This window comes from Lamprobacter sp. (assembly GCF_034860625.1).
Taxonomy (GTDB): Bacteria; Pseudomonadota; Gammaproteobacteria; order Chromatiales; family Chromatiaceae; genus Lamprobacter.
In genome coordinates this window covers 1-15,360 of record NZ_JAYESN010000095.1, presented here as the reverse complement: position 1 = coordinate 15,360, position 15,360 = coordinate 1, and the positions used below count along the sequence as shown (strand labels likewise).

The window sequence follows — 15,360 nt, the reverse complement described above, 5'->3', positions numbered from 1 at the left end:
GTCCATCGCACCTGTAATGTAAATCTGGATCAAGTCCTCTTCAGCCAGCTCACTGAGACTGTACGGCTTCACTTGACATTCGCGAGCCGTGCAAGCGCTTCGGCTTCGATCGCCTCCATAGAACGCCGTCCTTCACCGGCGGCAAGTGCCTCGTCAATGAGCCCCTGTAGATGGACAATCTTGGCAGCACGCTCCTGATCGCGACGTATCAAATCCCGAACGTAATCGCTGACATTGCTGTAGCGACCTGAGCGCGAGCATTCATCGACCCAAGCCTTCATCGCATCTGGCAAAGAAATGTTCATCGTTGCCATAAAATCACCTCCGGCGTCGATTTTGACAATTCTTGCCAAAGATTGTCAATCCGCAAAACAGCGGATCTATTTATACGCCACCCGCTTAAGCGTACGCTCGCCTAGCCGCTCTCAGCATTTCTTAAGGGCCGCCTCAGTCTGGCCCTGGCCCTTTGCGAACAGCGACGAGAAACGCATGGCTCAGCGGTGAGGCGAGCCAAGGCAAGCGACGCAACAGCCAGCGCATGGGTTTGGATTCAACCCAGGGCTGCAACCGCTGCAGCCGGCCGGGCAGAATCGGCACCCAGTAGACCTGGACCGACTTCGCCCCAAGGGTGAGCAGGATCTGGCGCAACCGCTCGGGCTCATCGTAGCGCAGATTCAACGGCGGCCCACCGAGTCGGGCGCGCAGGCGCTTGATCAGTGTGGCCAAGCTGCGTCGGTTCAGCGCATCCACCCAAACCTGCCCGCCAGGACGCGTTGCCGCCATCAGCTCCCGCAACGCAGGTTCAGGCGCGGAGAGCGCCTGCAAGACGCCGAGACAGATGACGCCGTCCATACTCTCGGGCCGAATCGGCAGCTTGGTGGCATCGCCCACCAGCCAGCGAATGGCCTCGTCACTGCGCTCGCGGGCCTTTTGCACCGAGGGGAGTGAGTAATCAAGCCCCAGCGTACTGAGCTTGCGGCTGGCGAGATAACGGGTGTAACTACCCGCGCCGCAACCGGCATCCAGCCAGCGTGAGCCTGGTGCATCGCCAGGCCAAACCCGCTGGAAATGCCGCAGCCGGGTCTCCAGCCCAGATGCGGTCCAGCCGGCGATCCCGGCATCGTCGTCGAATTGACGACCGCGCTGCACGAAGCGTTGACGCCAGTGTTCTTCGAAACCCGATCGGGCCATCAGCTGCTCCCTAAGAGTGCCCAGTCCTTCAGGCGGGTTAAGTGGACGAACTGAGCCAATCCCGCGTCCAGTCCGCGACCTGATCGCGCCAGACCTGGCGGGAGAAGGTGTGATTGGCCTCGGGCAGCTCACGCCGGGTGACGCGCGGGGCCTCAAGCAGGCCCTGCCAGGCGGGCGACTGGGCGGCGACGTCGCGAAACTCCGCGGCGGTGAGATCATCGCCACTGAGAATGAGCAGGATCGGGCCGGTAAAACGCTGCCAGCCCGCGGCCATGCGCTCGGGAAGCGGGCCAGGCGGGAGGCGCCGCCCCTGTTGCTCCTTGGTCGCTGATGTGACCGCCATCGTCCCGCTCACCCCTGTCGTCCTGCTTGCCCCTGCCGTCCTGCTTGCCCCTGCCGTCCTGCTTGCGACTTTCGCGTCCGAATCCGCATCGACATTCGTGTTCCCGCCTACCGAGCCTGACGCGCTCGAAGGACGACCGGCGCTGGCGACTTGCCGCACCATCGCCGCCAATGAGCGCAGCGAGTTGAGCGGATTGACACGCCCGCTGACCAGGCTTGTCCAGAAATCTCGACTCAGCAAGCGACGCAGGTAATAGCCCTTGAGATAGGCTTTCGCGAGTCCCTCCTCGGTGCGCACCCAGGGATTGAGCAGCACCAGACCGCTCACGCGCGGGTCTTGCCAAGCGTAGAACAGGGCAGCGGAGGCGGCATCGCAGAGGCCCCAGATCACGACCTCCTGGAGCCCCGGCGATTCGGCTTGAAAACAGTCGATGGCGGCACGGATGTCATCGTTGATCTGCTCGAAATCACGCTGCGGGCCGCTGGAGTCGCCCATGCCGCGGTAGTCGAAGCGGAACACGGGGATGCCAGCGGCTGCAAGATGCCTTGCCAAGAGCAGGAATTGGCGATGGCTGCCAACCCGGTATTGCGGGCCACCGACGACCAGCAGCAGGCCCCGATGCGTCTCGATAGCTCCGGCTGCAGTTGCGGCTTCGGCTCTGGCTGGAATTGCGGCTCCAGCTGCAGCTGAGGTTTCGGTTGAAGCGACAAAGACAGTTGCCGGATGCAGGATGCCGAGCAACTGCTCGCCACCGACCTCGAAGTTCAGCGCCCGCTCCATCGCAACAGTTTGCCGTCGCCCCTGCTCCATCGGCGCCTCTTGCGCTGGCGCGTCTTGCATCGGACTCGCCATCATCGGCTCAGCACCTCGGTCAGTGCCTGCTCGGTCGCCGCCAATAGGGCTGGCACCTCACGGATCTCTTGCGTCGCCCAGAAGGGCTCGCCTTGAACAACGGCGGTGTTGATCTGGATGTCGATGTCTGGCTGTTGCGTTGTCTGTCGCGCTGACGATTGAGGCAACGACTGCCCCGGTAAGCCGGCTTGCTCAGCGACTTGCTGCCAGGCATCGACGACTCGGGCGCTCGCGGGGGAAAGCGTTGGTGACTCCGCTTGGGTCACCTCCAGCCAACAGACCGCGCCACCCTTGGGCAGCTGCAGGCGAGCCGCGGCGAGCCGTTCAGCCAGTGCTGGCGCCAGACCGTAGCCGGCCACTTCCAGCACTTCACCGGCGTCGAGGCGCGCGCGCAGTTGGGCGGTGGTTTCCTTGGCGCCGCCGATCATGCCAGCGGCCATGCGCAAGCGCAGGAATTGGGTCAGGTGCAGCTCACCATTCGTCACGGGCTGCCAGAACAACGTCGCAGCGGGCATCTCGGCGCGCGTCTGTAGCAGATCGCTGATCAACAGGCAGCCGGCGCGCAGGCCCCAGAGGATCAGCGGCGCCTGGTAGCTTGCTTGCAGCTGTTCCAGGCACTGGCTGAGATCCTGCAGCCAGGTCTCCCAGCGGGCATCGGAGAAATCGCCGCTGCTATCGCCGCAGCCGTGGAGATCGGGGATCAGCACCACGTAACCCAGCTCGGCCAGGCGGCGCGCCTGCAGCGCGACCATACGCCGGGATTTGTTCAGTTCTTCGGCGAAGGGATGCACATAGAGCACGGCGCCACGCACCGGCTGGGTAGCTGGCTCGTGCAGGATCTGGAACAGAGCGCCTCGCTCCCCGTTGATGAAGGTGGGCCGCATTAGCATAACAGCCACCGCCCTAATCGGTTGCCGTTGAGTCGTCTAAAAACTACACTCAAGGCATGCTTGAGATCAAACAGACCGATACCTTCCGAAAGTGGGAGCGTAAGCTTCGCGACCAGCGCGCTAAAGCGATGATTGCCGCGCGCATCTTTCGTCTGGCCAACGGCCTTTCCGGCGATGTGGAACCTGTTGGGGCAGGCGTCAGCGAGCTGCGCATTCATCATGGGCCTGGGTATCGCGTGTATTTCAAGCAGCATAAAAGCGAAATCGTCATCCTTCTATGCGGTGGAGATAAAAGCACGCAGAAAAGTGACATTGCAACAGCAAAACGCCTTGCGGCGGAGTGGGATGCAGAATGACTGAGATGATCTATGACTACGATCCGGCAGCAGCCCTTGAAAACAACGATGCCATAGCGGTATTTCTCACTGACGCACTGGAAACGGGTGATTCGGCTTATATCGCTAAGGCAATGGGAGTCGTTGCGCGGGCCAAGGGCATGGCGGAGCTTGCGCGCGAGACCGGCCTCTCCCGTGAACAGCTTTATCGCTCCTTCAGCGAGCAGGGAAACCCAACCCTGAAAACCCTGCTTGCCGTGATGCGCGCCCTTGGCGTCGACTTGACAGTCCGTCCGCATGAAACCAAGCGTGACGATCCTATCCCCTCATAACGGTTTATCAAGCGGCCAGTTTGGCATCCACGAAGGCGACCAAGCTGCCAAAGGTTTCAAAGGTTTCGGCGCTGACCTCGTCATCATCCACCATGAGGCCGAAGTGTTCCTCGATGGCGGTGATCAGCCCGACCACGGCCATGGAGTCCAGCTCAGGGATGTTTCCCAGCAGGGCGGTGTCGGTACCGAAAGACTGGGCGCGGCCGTTGAGGCTCAGCGTGTTGTCCAGGATGTTGCGAACCTCGTCGAGACTAGAAGCCATAAACCTGTTCCCAAAGCGTCCGGCGGCGAGCCTGCCGGGGTCGATGTTGTACGGTCATCACTGAGGCGAAGTATATCAGCTGCGGCATGGATGCTTTATCATTGTGCGCAGCATATCTCAGCAATCTGTGCGGGCCAACTTGATGACGGGACTTTGCGGCTGGTTCAACCTCGAGCAGGGACAGGCATCCATCGACCTTGAGAAACGGGCCCAGCATCTGCCAGCCGCAGCAGGGGCCAGCACGAGCCATCGACATCATCCACTCGGCGCCTGCTTGGTACGCGCCGGTTGGATCAGCCAGGATGAGACGGGCTGTATCGCGGCACTCGCCGGCCATCCGCGCTGGCGCGATGCCGAGCTAGCCGCGCAGGCCAGGGATCATGATCCCGCCGTCGCACTGCTGAGCGCCTATCAGCGCTTTGGCGATGGACTCTTCGAGCGCATTGCCGGCGATTTCGCGCTGGTGATCCTCGACCCCTCGACGCTGAACAGCTCGGCGCCGCGCCTGCTGGCTGGCATCGACCGCACTGGGCAGTTGCCGCTGCACTTTGCGCCGACCCCTGGCGGGCTGGTCTTTGGCACCTCGGCCGACAGCGTGCTGGCACATCCGGGCCTGGAGCGTCGTCTGACCGCCGATGGCCTTTTCCATTATCTGTTCTTCCACATGCTGCCGGCGCCAGTGAGCCTGTTCGCCGGGTTGCACAAGCTGCAAGCGGCGCATCGCCTTGATGTCGATCGTGGTGGTTGGCGGACGAAGCCGTACTGGTTGCCGTCGTTCATGGAGCCGGCGGATGCCGATCAGGCCGCCTTGGGCGCGGAGATGAACGCGCTGCTTCGGACCGCAGTCGCGCGCGCTGCTGACGCTCACCAGAGCACAGGGGCTGGAGACACAGCCGACTCCGCAGCCGCACCCGGAACGTCGCCTGCAAACACAACGAGAACCACCACCGGTGCCTTCCTCAGCGGCGGGCTGGACAGCTCCACCGTCGCCGGCCTGCTGGCCGAGATTCACCCGGGCAGCGCCAAGAGCTTCAGCATCGGCTTCCATGCCGAGGGCTACGACGAGATGCCCTACGCGCGCCTTGCGGCGCGGCATTTCGGCCTAAAAGCGCATGAATACTATGTAACCCCGGAGGATGTGGTCGAGGCGGTGCCTTTGATCGCTGCGAGCTATGACGAGCCGTTTGGCAATTCCTCCGCCCTGCCCGCCTACTTCTGCGCCCGGCTCGCGGCCGAGACTGGCGTCACCCATCTGCTCGGTGGCGATGGCGGTGATGAGCTGTTCGCCGGCAATGAACGCTATGCCAAACAGGGGGTGTTTGAGCATTGGACCCGGATTCCAGCGCCGCTGCGCAAGACGATGCTGGAGCCCTTGTTCACACGGCTGCCACGCGCTGTTCCGCTGGTGAGCAAGGCGCGCAGCTATGTCGAGCAGGCGCGCATCCCGCTGCCGGATCGGTTACAGACCTACAATCACCTGCACCGATTGCCATTGGAAGAGCTGTTTGAAACAGACTTTCTGGAACAGATCGACACTGAGGCACCCTGGCGCTTGATGCGGGATCTCTATCAGCGCCCGCAGCAAGCCACATCGGTCAACCGCATGCTCTATCTTGATTGGCAGCAGACCCTGGCCGATAACGATCTGCGCAAGGTCACGCGCATGTGCCAACTCGCGGGTGTGGATGTGGTCTATCCGATGCTCGATGATGATGTCTTGGATTTTTCCAGCCGCGTACCTACTCGACTCAAGTTGCGCCCAGGTCATCTGCGACAGTTTTACAAGGAGGCCGTGCGCGACTTCCTACCGCCGGAGATCATCAACAAGAAAAAACATGGTTTCGGACTCCCGTTCGGGGTCTGGATGCATGAGCACGTGCCATTGCGTGAGTTAGCCTACGACAGCCTGCTGCGGCTAAAGGGTCGCGGGTTCTTGCGCTCCGCGTTCATCGATCGCCTGATCGAGCTGCATCGAGATGCGCACGCGGCCTATTACGGCGAGCTGGTCTGGATTCTGATGATGCTCGATCTCTGGCTGGAGAGTCATACGAGCGCTGGACTAGGGCCTGAGCGGGAAGCCCTAAGCTAGGCGCGACCGAGGAGGTTACGCCCTAGTCGGACCCCGAAACGCAGTGGGGTCTGGTCCCAGGGCGTGAAGCGAGGTAGCTGAAACGGGTCGCTGTCGCGGCAAGCAGTTCCCCAAGCCGTTGAGCAGGCGGCCTCGAAGCCAAGCTCTCGCAGCATGATCGTGTGCTCCGGCCTGTAGTCTTTGCCCGGGCGACCATTAGGATAGGCGAAGAGCCGCACCGGCCGTTTTAACAAGGTCTCCAGAGCGTATTTGCCCTGGCGTATCTCCTCGAAGGCCTCTGCATCCGGCAGTTGGCTCAAGATAGGATGATTCAGGGTATGGCCGCCGATCGTCATGCCAGCGTTCTCGAGTTGTCGCACCTGGTCATCGCACATCATCAGGTCACCAGGAAGCTCCACGCCAAAACGCTCTGCGAGCGCCGCCGCCCTAGCCTGGCGCAGCTCGCGGTCGAGGTATTTCAGCCCCATGATGAGCTCACCGCTCAGGGCAAGGCGATCGGCATTGGCTTGGATCTCGCGCGGGCCGAGCCCTTCTGGCCCGAGATCGAGCGGGCCTTGGGGCAACCGCCGAACGGTCTCCAGCACTGTGTCGTTGAACATGCGACCGCCATTAAGATAGCCGGCAGCGACGAAAAAGGTTGCCGGCACACCCGTCTCTTGCAGCACGGGCAGCGCCTCGGTGGCATTGTCGGCATAACCGTCATCAAAGGTCACGCAGATGGCCCGTGATGGCAGTTGCTCGTCGCGCAGCCGATCCGCCGCTTCGCTCAGCGGCAAGGGTTGGAAATGGCGACGAATGAAGCGCATCTGCCAACGGAAGGTCTCGCGGTCCGGGACGCCGGGCAGGAGTGGATCGGGCTTCGCCAGCACTCGGTGATAGATGAGAATCGAGAGTCGCGCCGTTCGCCCCGACGGCGAGAGCAACGAGAACAAGGGGGTAAATGGCATCAGGGTCATGCTGATGACGCCTCCGTTGGACTCGGTACACGACACACCACATGGCGGTACTTGCCATTAGCCTCGGTTGGAATCTGATCGAGGATCTGCAGGCTGACCTTGACCCCTTGCCCTAAACGGTCGACAAAGGCTTGCTCGACACGATCGGCAAATCCTGGCGGAAGCGCTGCTTGGATGCTCAGCAACAGGTCCACTTGAGTTCGGGTCTGCTGGATGACCTTGTAGGCCCGAAGTTCTGGGAGGTCGCGCATCAGATAATTGAACGCGCTGCCGTGCACCCAGGCCCCGTCTAGCGCCACAAGACCATCGTTGGCCCGCCCCTGCAGCTCTCGCAGCACGGGTAAGCTGCGCCCGCATGGGCAAGGATCGAGGTCAAGTGCACCCCGATCACCGGTCCGATAACGGATGAATGGGAACTCGGGCCCCATCAGGTTGGTGACAACAATCTCGCCAACCTCACCGGGCGCGACCGGTTGATCCTGATCGTCAAGGATCTCAACAATGAGGGCTTCGGCGGTGATGTGCAACCGGCCATTGGGACATTCGCGCGCGATAAAACCGGCATCGCGCGCGCCATATTCGTTCGCCACAGGACAACCCATCACAGTGGAAATCACCTGGCGCCATTCCGGTCGCAGCACCTCGGAGGTAGTGAAGACGACACGCATGCCGAGGTTATCGAGGGCTCGGCGCTGCTCGCGCGCGCGCCAGGCAACGCGCGCTAAGGCTGACGGGTAGCCGAACAGCATGCGGGGACGAAAAGCCTGAATCTCGTCAATAATGCGATCGATCCGTTGTGGATGCAGATCCTGAGTGGGAATCAGCCGAGAGCGCATCAGTCGATCGCGCCAGGTGCGGACCCTGTCTTGGGCGCCGGTCTCGACCGCAGAGCCCCAAAGAACGATCTCGCGGTCGCCGACATCGACACCCCACCAGCGGGTGGCTCGCCACTTGGCGGCGATATCCATGCTCTGGCGCTCCTTGCCCATGTAAAAGACCAACGGCTCACCAGAGGAGCCGCTGGTTCGCTGGACTGACAAACCAGTGGCATCTTCGCAAAGCCATTGGTCTCCCTGAGCGCGAATCAACGCCTTGTCGATCACTGGCCATTGTCTGAGATTCAGCGGAGTCGAGCGGTCCGGCGGGGGCACCGACTGACTGTGGAACCAGTCACGATAGAAAGGCACCTGTGTCGAAACGTAGCAGAACAATTGCTTAAGCCGTTCGGTTTGCAAGGCTTCGATACGCTCAAGGGGCCACCATTGGCTGACCTCGAGACTGCGACGCATGCGCACGCTGGAGTGTCGCTTGAGGCGTTCATGAAGAGGGAACAGAACGCTTGATACCCAGTGCGTATAGATGGTCATCACGGCGCCAGCCGAGAACGAGCAAGCTGTGCGTAGAGGTCCAGCCAAATTGGACCAATCCGATGCCAAGAAAACTCCTGGGCGCGTTTGCGTCCCTCATCCTGCAGCTGCAGCAGCCGTTGTGGGTTCTCGGCAAGCTCAATGATCGCCTGAGCCATGGCCTGCACATCGCCCGGCGGCACCAGTAAGGCATCCCTGCCTTCAGTCACCAGATCGGGAACCCCGCCTACATTGGTACTGACCACGGCAACCCCGCTGGCCCAGGCCTCGAGGATGGAATTTGGCGTGTTGTCGACCCGACTGGGATTCAGCATCACGTCGGCACTCTGGTAAAGCGCGACCATCGCCTCGCGATCGAGTCTGCCGGTGAACGTGACGGCGTCGCCAAGCCCGAGTTGCAGTGCCTCGGACTGAAGTCGGTCCGCCTCCGGACCCGAGCCGGCAATGCTGAGACTGATGTCGGCGTTCAGGTTGGGCGCTGACGATCGGACAAGGGCTAATGCCTGCAGTGCCGTTGAGATGTCGTAGATGGGCTCGAGGTTGCGGGTAACCACCAGACGCAGCTCTGCCCTGCCAGACCCTCTTGTCTTGGGCGAGGCCATGAAGCGGCTCAGGTCGACAATGTTCGGTACGATCCTGGCGGTAAGTGCATATTCCCGGAAGACCCGTTCGAGAAATCCCGACGGTACCGCCAACACTTCGGCGCGGCGCAGCATCGGCAACACCCAAGCCCCTTGCTGAGCGAGAAACGCGGGGGCAGAGCCACCTCGGTAGTTGACGACCATGGCCAAGCCGCGCGCACGCGCAATCACTATTGCGGGCACAGCGAACAGATGCCAGGACCACCCAGAATTGGCCATCAGGTGCATCAGATCGTTGCGCCCGGCTCCGTGCCAGAGCGACCACACATAGGGCAGCAGACGAAACAACGCTCGCACCAGGGGGATGCGGGCAATCAGCGCTGGTCGGTATGGGCGGTTTACTTGCACTAGCTCCACAACCAACCCTTCGGCGCGCAACAGATCCCGAAGCTGGCGCGTCTGCATGGCCATGCCACCGGCAGGTGGCGGCAGCGGCCCAACCAGTAGCACCCGGCAGGGCTCAGCCGGCATCGGCAATGGCCCCTTGCGTCAGCGCCTGGTAGATGGGCTGATAGCGGACGACGCTGGCCCTCCAGGTTCGCTCTTCTTCGACAAAGCGCCGACCCGCTCGAGTGATCCGGGACCAGTGTTCGGGCTGCGCGAGTATCTTGAGCGCAGTTTCGGCAAGGGCTTGGGCATCTCCGGCGGGGAAAAGCCAGCCGGTCTCGTCATCGCGGATCAGTTCCCGATGCCCCCCAACGTCCGAGGCTAACAGTAGGCGCCCCTGAGCCATCGCCTCAAGCGGCTTCAAGGGTGTCACCAATTCGGTGAGACGCATCGACAGGCGTGGATACACCAACAAGTCCACCAAGTCATAATAGCGCTGCACCTGATCATGCGGCACACGCCCGGTAAAGACGACCTTGTCCGCGATGCCCAACTGCTCGGCTTGACCCTGAAGGCGGTCCGCCTGCACACCACCACCAACCAGCAAAACACGCACCTGGGGGGCTTGTGCGAGGATACGAGGCAAGGCATCGAGCAACAGGTTCAAGCCTTCGTAGGCATAGAAGGAACCGATGAATCCAAGCACCGTCGCGCCAGTCAGGCCCAACTCGGCCGCTAGTTCTGGCTCGGGCGCGCCACCCAGTCGGAAGGCATCGGCATCCACCGCGTTTGGGATCACCGTGACCCGCTGCTCGGGCAAACCACGGGCGAGGATGTCTTGGCGGAGCCCCTGACAGATGGTCGTCACATGATCGACTCGCCGCAGGGCATAGGTCTCAAGCGCACGCGTCAGGCGATAGCGCAGACCGTTCTCGCGGCTAGTACCGTGATCGACAGCGGCATCCTCCCAAAAGGCACGCACCTCGTAGACGGTCGGAATCCCTAGGCGCCGACCGACGCGCAGCGCCGGAATTGCATTCAGCACTGGAGAGTGAGCGTGGATTAGATCCGGGTGCAAGGTTCGGGCCAGAGATTCAAGCCGTTTCGTCAGAGCCGCGATCAAACGCCATTCCCCGAGACCAGGAAGTGCTGGAGGTGTATACGGGGTGCGATAGAAATGCAAACCGTCAACCGTCTGCTCCATCGCGCCACTCCCATCCAGTTGCTTAGGGCTCGTCAGATGCAGGGTTTCCCAACCAAGCCGCCGCTGTTCCCGCAGGATGGCTGCGGTGCGGAAGGTGTAGCCACTATGCAGCGGGATAGAATGGTCCAGAACGTGGAGAATCTTCATTGCCTTGACCTCATGGGCTAGCGGCCTCTAGCCTTGCCAGGAATCCCTCGAACATGAGTAGCGACCAGAGCGCTGGGCTGTGGTCCCTTTGCCCCTCTTGGTGCTGAGTGACGAGTCTGTGCAGCAAATCCATATCGAACAACCTGGAATCGGCCATGCGCGGGCCTAACACCTTAATCCGTAGCCGCTCCCGCAACGGCCCCCGGAACCACTCAGCCACCGGCACCGAAAAGCCCTTCTTGCGCCGATAGAGGATGTCGTTGGGCAGGTAGGGCTCCATCGCCTTCTTGAACAGATATTTGCCTTCGCCACCGCGCAGCTTCAGATCCGGAGGCAGCCCCGAGATCCATTCGACCAGCGGATGATCCAGAATCGGCACTCGCACCTCCAAGGCGTGGGCCATGCTGGCGCGGTCGACCTTGGTCAGGATGTCACCGGGCAGATAGGTCTTGAGATCCAGATACTGAACCAAGGAGAGCGGATCAGCCGTCGGCGCCCGCGCAGCATGCTCGCGCAGCAGATCCACCGCGTTGTAGCCCTGCAGCTCACGCCGAAAGGCTGGCGAGAAGAGCTTGGCGCGCAGTTCATCGCGCAGGATCGAGACGCCTTGGAAATAGCCCTCGACCGCATCACGCGCCAGGGCTTGGAAGGTCGCCTTGGCGCGAAACACCCGCGGTGCCCAATCGGCCTTGGGATAGAGGCTGGCCAGCGCGCCAAACAAAGGTCGGCGCATCCCGAGCGGCAGCGGCCCGCGCAGCCGCTCCTCGGCCAGGTGGTGACGATAGCGCCGATAACCGGCGAGGTTTTCATCACCGCCATCGCCAGAAAGCGCGACGACGACCTTGCGTCGCGCCAGCTCGCAGACGCGGTAGGTCGGCAGCGCGGAGCTGTCGGCGAAGGGCTCATCGTAGAGCGTCCCCAACCGATCGAGCAGCGCGAAATCGTCGCTGTCGACCTGCTCCTGATAATGATCGGTCTGGTAGCGCTGGGCGACCAGTTGCGCATAGCGCGACTCGTCATAGGCCGGATCGGCAAAGGAAATGGAACAGGTCTGCACCGGGTCGGGCGACAGCCCCGCCATCATCGCCACCACCGCACTGGAATCAACGCCGCCGGAGAGGAAGGCACCGAGCGGCACCTCGGCGATCTGGCGGATCTTCACCGCCTCGCGCAGGCGGGCGACCAGTTCCTCCGCTGCGGCAGCCTCGTCGAGCGGCGGCAAGCTGTTGAAAGGCACATCCCAATAGGCGCGTGGCGCTGGCAGGTCACGTTGGCCATGGCGCAAGCTGAGCCGATGCGCCGGCGGCAGCTTCTGCACCGAGCGGAAGATGCTGCGCGGCTCGGGTACATAGCCATAGGCGAAGTAATCCTCGATCGCCTGCGGGTCCATGTCGCGCGGCAGATCGGGATGGGCCATCAGCGCCTTGAGCTCAGAGGCAAAGAGCAGATGGCCATCGGGCAGCAGGCTGTAGTAGAGCGGCTTGATGCCGAGCCGGTCGCGCGCCAGGAACAGGGTCTGGCGGTTGCGATCCCAGAGACCAAAGGCAAACATGCCACGGAAGCGCTCGACGCAGGCCTCGCCCCACTCTTCCCAGGCATGGACGATGACCTCGGTATCGCAGTGGGTGCGAAACTGGTGACCGGCTTGCTGTAGCTCCTGGGTCAGCTCTGGAAAATTGTAGATCTCGCCGTTATAGGTGACGACAACGGTCTCGTCCTCGTTGAACAGGGGTTGTTGGCCGCTGGAGAGGTCGATAATCGACAGCCGCCGGTGCGCCAGCCCCACCCCGGGCTCGCAATGCACCCCGCCCTCGTCCGGGCCGCGATGGAATTGGGTCTGGTTCATCGCTTCAAGCAACGCGCGATTGATCGGGCGCCGCTCGCGCAGATCGAAGATGCCAGTGATACCGCACATGTCTGAAGTTGCTCCTAGTCGCTGACCAAGGGCGTTCGGCCCAGCGCCTTGTCGTAGACGCGCAGATAGCCCTGCACCATGGCCGCCAGACTAAAGTCGCGCTCGGCGCGGGCGCGGGCAGCCAGGCCTTCGCGCTGGCGGCGCTCGGGATCAGAGGCATAGCGGGCGATGGTCTCGGCCAGTGCGATTGGGTCAGCCGCTGGCACCAGGCTGCCGGTGAGGCCGGGCTGCACCAGATCCGGATTGCCGCCAACCTCGGTGGCAATCACCGGCAGCCCGCTGGCCATGGCCTCGAGGATGGTATTACAGATGCCCTCGGCCAGCGAGGGGACCACGAACAGGTCCATGGCCCGCATCAACTCGGGCACGTCATCGCGCGCGCCGGGTAGCCAGGTCTGTTCCGCGACGCCGGCCTCGGCCAAGATCTCAACGGCAGCCGCTCGCAATGGGCCATCGCCGACGATGACCAGGCGCAGCTGAGGAAACCGTTCCGGAAGTCGGCGACGCAGCTCGACAAAGGACCGCGCCAGCTCCAAGGGCGCCTTGACCGCCTGCATGCGCATCACAGCGCCGATGACCAGTACCGGCGGGGGCGCATGCGCCGACGCATCCGAGATCATATTCGGGGGCACAAAACCTGCTGGCAACAGCGCACACCGATCGTCGCTACCGGCGGGCGCGCTGACCAGCGAGTTTGCCAGCGCGTTTTCCGTGGTCTTTTTCGGTGCATTGGCCTGCAGACTCGCGGGTGGATGGAAACGCTCGGTGTCAACGCCGTTGTAGATCTGATTCAGCCGAGCGCGCAGTACGCCGACCTGCTCGGTGAGATAGCCCATCTGATGCCGCGACAACGCGATGTATTGGCCCACCAATGGGCGCACTAGGCGCCGCAGACGACGGTTGCGAGGATTCGTCCCGTCCGCATCACCGACATCCCAACCATGCTCGCCATGCACCCGTGCTCCAACCCCAGCGACTGTTGCTGTCAGCTGCGCTTCCAAGGTTGCCAAATTGCGCGTATGCAGGATATCTGGCCGCAGTTGCCGGAGTAGACGCCAGAGCCGAGCATGCACGCCGAGATCCTTGCCCTCGCGCTTGTGCAGCGCATAGAGGTCGACATCGTCCCGCTGCAGGCGCTCACGAAAGGTCGTGGAGTCAGTCATGCAGATGATCGCATGCCGATAAGCGGCCGGCGGCATCTGGTTGATCAGGTTGACCAGCCCGTTTTCCATACCGCCGATATCAAGCCGGTGGATGATGTGGGCGATGAGCGGAGTGGCCGAATCCTCGGGCCTGTTAGCCATCGGTATAACCCACTGGCTGAGGCAAGGCTTGCAAGAAGTCTTTAAAGCGTTGGCGCGCGGCATTCAGCGACAGCTCATCCGCTTCGGTGCTGAGCGCGACCAGAAAGGCCCCTCGGCCATCGCCGGTCAAGACCATCTGGAGTTCGCGCAACTTGACCTCGACCCGATCGATGGTCGCTCGATCACCAATCTGGTACCAATGCCAAATCAGCCGCAATTGACCACCCGGACCGCGCAACAGGGTTTCTTGAACCGCTCCGACTCGACGCTCGCGGCCCTCAGAGCCCGTCAGCTGCCGAGTACCGCCACCAGAGCGACGCCAGATCTCATTACGCTCATGGATCTGGTTGCGCCAGGAGATCAACTCGGTGCCCCGCCCGCGGTTGTGATAATGCAAGACGTGCAGTTCCAGCGAGTGACCATTGTCCCGATAAAGCCCCGCAAGTTCGGCATCGGCGTCATGATAGGCGGGGCGCCAAGGATCTGACAGCTGTTTGGGACCCTGCCAGCCAGGCACCGCACTCGGTAGTTGAATAGGCGCATCGATCAGTATCTGCTGGGCCCTCGCCTGAAGGAGCGCTTCGCTGCCCCGAGTAGACCCGAGTATGGCAACTAAGGCCAGCAGGATCAGCGCCAGATTCTGCGCCCTGACCGAATGGACGGGGGCATGCTGAGTGTTCGCTGCGGCTTCAGCTCCACTGTGCTTGGACGGACCATGTCTGTCAGCCCAGAACGAACCGATCCAGAACATCAAGAACATCACCACACCGAAGAACACCCAGCCGACAACGATGTGGCCATAGCCGAGGATGATCCGCCCATCGGTCACATGCGCGGTGATGATGATGCTGTAGGCCCGAAGGCCGTTGGCGAGGATCGGCAAACCAATGGCGAGGGCCATGAAGGCCAAGCGACGCCAGAGGCTGTTGTAGTTCAGATAGGCATAGACCAGCCCCAGCGCCAGGGATGCGATCAGATAGCGTACCCCGCTGCAGGCCTCGATCACCACGAAGTCGGCGGCGGGAATGCTGATGTAGTGGCCATCCATGTGCACCGGAACGCCGCTGAGCTTGAGCAGCAGCACCGAGAACCAGGCGGTATAGTCCATCAGCGGCGGAACGATGAAATCGCCAAACGGTACCGCAAAGAACAGGTACGCCAGCGGGAACACCAAGATCCAGGCCACCCGCGGACCAAGTAGCGTC

15 protein-coding genes are annotated in these 15,360 nt (G+C 62.3%); 3 read left to right on the top strand and 12 right to left on the bottom strand.

Annotated elements, in window-relative coordinates:
• Nucleotides 1-68: 68 nt before the first annotated feature.
• The 4 genes from VBE63_RS19105 to VBE63_RS19090 all read right to left on the bottom strand — a co-directional run bounded on the left by VBE63_RS19105 (nt 69) and on the right by VBE63_RS19090 (nt 3,270).
• Complete coding sequence (locus tag VBE63_RS19105) at nt 69-314, bottom strand: type II toxin-antitoxin system ParD family antitoxin (RefSeq protein WP_323684610.1); 246 nt, start codon at nt 312-314, stop codon at nt 69-71.
• A gap of 133 nt (nt 315-447) precedes the next feature.
• A complete protein-coding gene (locus tag VBE63_RS19100) occupies nt 448-1,191 on the bottom strand; it encodes a class I SAM-dependent methyltransferase (protein ID WP_323684605.1) in 744 nt (247 codons plus the stop codon).
• A 37-nt stretch (nt 1,192-1,228) separates the two neighbouring features.
• Nucleotides 1,229-2,344 carry a hydrolase 1, exosortase A system-associated gene (locus VBE63_RS19095; protein ID WP_416274584.1) on the bottom strand — a complete coding sequence of 372 codons (1,116 nt, stop codon included), beginning with the start codon at nt 2,342-2,344 and terminating at the stop codon, nt 1,229-1,231.
• Between the two features lie 41 nt (nt 2,345-2,385).
• Nucleotides 2,386-3,270: a hydrolase 2, exosortase A system-associated gene (locus tag VBE63_RS19090; protein WP_323684608.1), complete on the bottom strand. Its 885-nt coding sequence runs from the start codon at nt 3,268-3,270 to the stop codon at nt 2,386-2,388.
• A gap of 62 nt (nt 3,271-3,332) precedes the next feature.
• Between VBE63_RS19090 and VBE63_RS19085 the strand changes: the two genes are divergently transcribed.
• Nucleotides 3,333-3,632 carry a type II toxin-antitoxin system RelE/ParE family toxin gene (locus tag VBE63_RS19085; protein ID WP_323684604.1) on the top strand — a complete coding sequence of 100 codons (300 nt, stop codon included), beginning with the start codon at nt 3,333-3,335 and terminating at the stop codon, nt 3,630-3,632.
• On the top strand, nt 3,629-3,943 hold the full coding sequence (locus tag VBE63_RS19080) for an addiction module antidote protein (protein ID WP_323684603.1): 315 nt from the start codon (nt 3,629-3,631) through the stop codon (nt 3,941-3,943). Before VBE63_RS19085 ends, VBE63_RS19080 begins: the two co-directional genes overlap by 4 nt.
• Before the next feature lie 7 nt (nt 3,944-3,950).
• Here VBE63_RS19080 and VBE63_RS19075 read toward each other — a convergent pair whose 3' ends face one another.
• Nucleotides 3,951-4,205, bottom strand: coding sequence for an acyl carrier protein (locus tag VBE63_RS19075; protein WP_323684602.1), 255 nt, complete (start codon nt 4,203-4,205; stop codon nt 3,951-3,953).
• A 142-nt stretch (nt 4,206-4,347) separates the two neighbouring features.
• Between VBE63_RS19075 and VBE63_RS19070 the strand changes: the two genes are divergently transcribed.
• The gene (locus VBE63_RS19070) at nt 4,348-6,294 is read left to right on the top strand and encodes an asparagine synthetase B family protein (protein WP_323684601.1); all 1,947 of its coding nucleotides are present in this window, start codon (nt 4,348-4,350) and stop codon (nt 6,292-6,294) included.
• Here the strand turns inward: VBE63_RS19070 and VBE63_RS19065 are convergent.
• The 7 genes from VBE63_RS19065 to xrtA all read right to left on the bottom strand — a co-directional run.
• Nucleotides 6,291-7,241, bottom strand: coding sequence for a polysaccharide deacetylase family protein (locus VBE63_RS19065; RefSeq protein WP_323684607.1), 951 nt, complete (start codon nt 7,239-7,241; stop codon nt 6,291-6,293). The two genes, VBE63_RS19070 and VBE63_RS19065, sit on opposite strands and share 4 nt — an antisense overlap.
• Before the next feature lie 5 nt (nt 7,242-7,246).
• Nucleotides 7,247-8,617, bottom strand: coding sequence for a phenylacetate--CoA ligase family protein (locus VBE63_RS19060; protein WP_323684600.1), 1,371 nt, complete (start codon nt 8,615-8,617; stop codon nt 7,247-7,249).
• Nucleotides 8,617-9,729 carry a glycosyltransferase family 4 protein gene (locus VBE63_RS19055; RefSeq protein ID WP_323684599.1) on the bottom strand — a complete coding sequence of 371 codons (1,113 nt, stop codon included), beginning with the start codon at nt 9,727-9,729 and terminating at the stop codon, nt 8,617-8,619. The genes VBE63_RS19060 and VBE63_RS19055 overlap by 1 nt, the downstream gene beginning before the upstream one ends.
• Nucleotides 9,719-10,936 (bottom strand): TIGR04063 family PEP-CTERM/XrtA system glycosyltransferase, encoded by a 1,218-nt coding sequence (locus VBE63_RS19050; RefSeq protein ID WP_323684598.1) that lies wholly within the window; start codon nt 10,934-10,936, stop codon nt 9,719-9,721. The genes VBE63_RS19055 and VBE63_RS19050 overlap by 11 nt, the downstream gene beginning before the upstream one ends.
• Nucleotides 10,937-10,946: 10 nt before the next feature.
• The gene (locus VBE63_RS19045; RefSeq protein ID WP_323684597.1) at nt 10,947-12,851 is read right to left on the bottom strand and encodes an XrtA/PEP-CTERM system amidotransferase; all 1,905 of its coding nucleotides are present in this window, start codon (nt 12,849-12,851) and stop codon (nt 10,947-10,949) included.
• A 14-nt stretch (nt 12,852-12,865) separates the two neighbouring features.
• Nucleotides 12,866-14,119, bottom strand: a complete 1,254-nt coding sequence (locus VBE63_RS19040) for a glycosyltransferase (RefSeq protein WP_323684606.1) — start codon at nt 14,117-14,119, stop codon at nt 12,866-12,868.
• 28 nt (nt 14,120-14,147) lie between these two features.
• On the bottom strand, nt 14,148-15,360 hold a 1,213-nt coding region (gene xrtA, locus VBE63_RS19035; RefSeq protein ID WP_323684596.1), incomplete at its 5' end, for an exosortase A.

Excerpts from the sequence above, each read along its gene's own strand:
- VBE63_RS19100 (WP_323684605.1), bottom strand. The coding sequence starts at position 1,191 with ATGGCCCGATCGGGTTTCGAAGAACACTGGCGTCAACGCTTCGTGCAG.
- VBE63_RS19085 (WP_323684604.1), top strand. The coding sequence starts at position 3,333 with ATGCTTGAGATCAAACAGACCGATACCTTCCGAAAGTGGGAGCGTAAG.
- VBE63_RS19095 (WP_416274584.1), bottom strand. The coding sequence starts at position 2,344 with ATGGAGCAGGGGCGACGGCAAACTGTTGCGATGGAGCGGGCGCTGAAC.
- VBE63_RS19105 (WP_323684610.1), bottom strand. The coding sequence starts at position 314 with ATGGCAACGATGAACATTTCTTTGCCAGATGCGATGAAGGCTTGGGTC.
- VBE63_RS19045 (WP_323684597.1), bottom strand. The coding sequence starts at position 12,851 with ATGTGCGGTATCACTGGCATCTTCGATCTGCGCGAGCGGCGCCCGATC.
- VBE63_RS19080 (WP_323684603.1), top strand. The coding sequence starts at position 3,629 with ATGACTGAGATGATCTATGACTACGATCCGGCAGCAGCCCTTGAAAAC.
- VBE63_RS19090 (WP_323684608.1), bottom strand. The coding sequence starts at position 3,270 with ATGCGGCCCACCTTCATCAACGGGGAGCGAGGCGCTCTGTTCCAGATC.
- VBE63_RS19065 (WP_323684607.1), bottom strand. The coding sequence starts at position 7,241 with ATGCCATTTACCCCCTTGTTCTCGTTGCTCTCGCCGTCGGGGCGAACG.
- VBE63_RS19070 (WP_323684601.1), top strand. The coding sequence starts at position 4,348 with ATGACGGGACTTTGCGGCTGGTTCAACCTCGAGCAGGGACAGGCATCC.
- VBE63_RS19050 (WP_323684598.1), bottom strand. The coding sequence starts at position 10,936 with ATGAAGATTCTCCACGTTCTGGACCATTCTATCCCGCTGCATAGTGGC.
- VBE63_RS19060 (WP_323684600.1), bottom strand. The coding sequence starts at position 8,617 with ATGACCATCTATACGCACTGGGTATCAAGCGTTCTGTTCCCTCTTCAT.
- VBE63_RS19075 (WP_323684602.1), bottom strand. The coding sequence starts at position 4,205 with ATGGCTTCTAGTCTCGACGAGGTTCGCAACATCCTGGACAACACGCTG.
- VBE63_RS19055 (WP_323684599.1), bottom strand. The coding sequence starts at position 9,729 with ATGCCGGCTGAGCCCTGCCGGGTGCTACTGGTTGGGCCGCTGCCGCCA.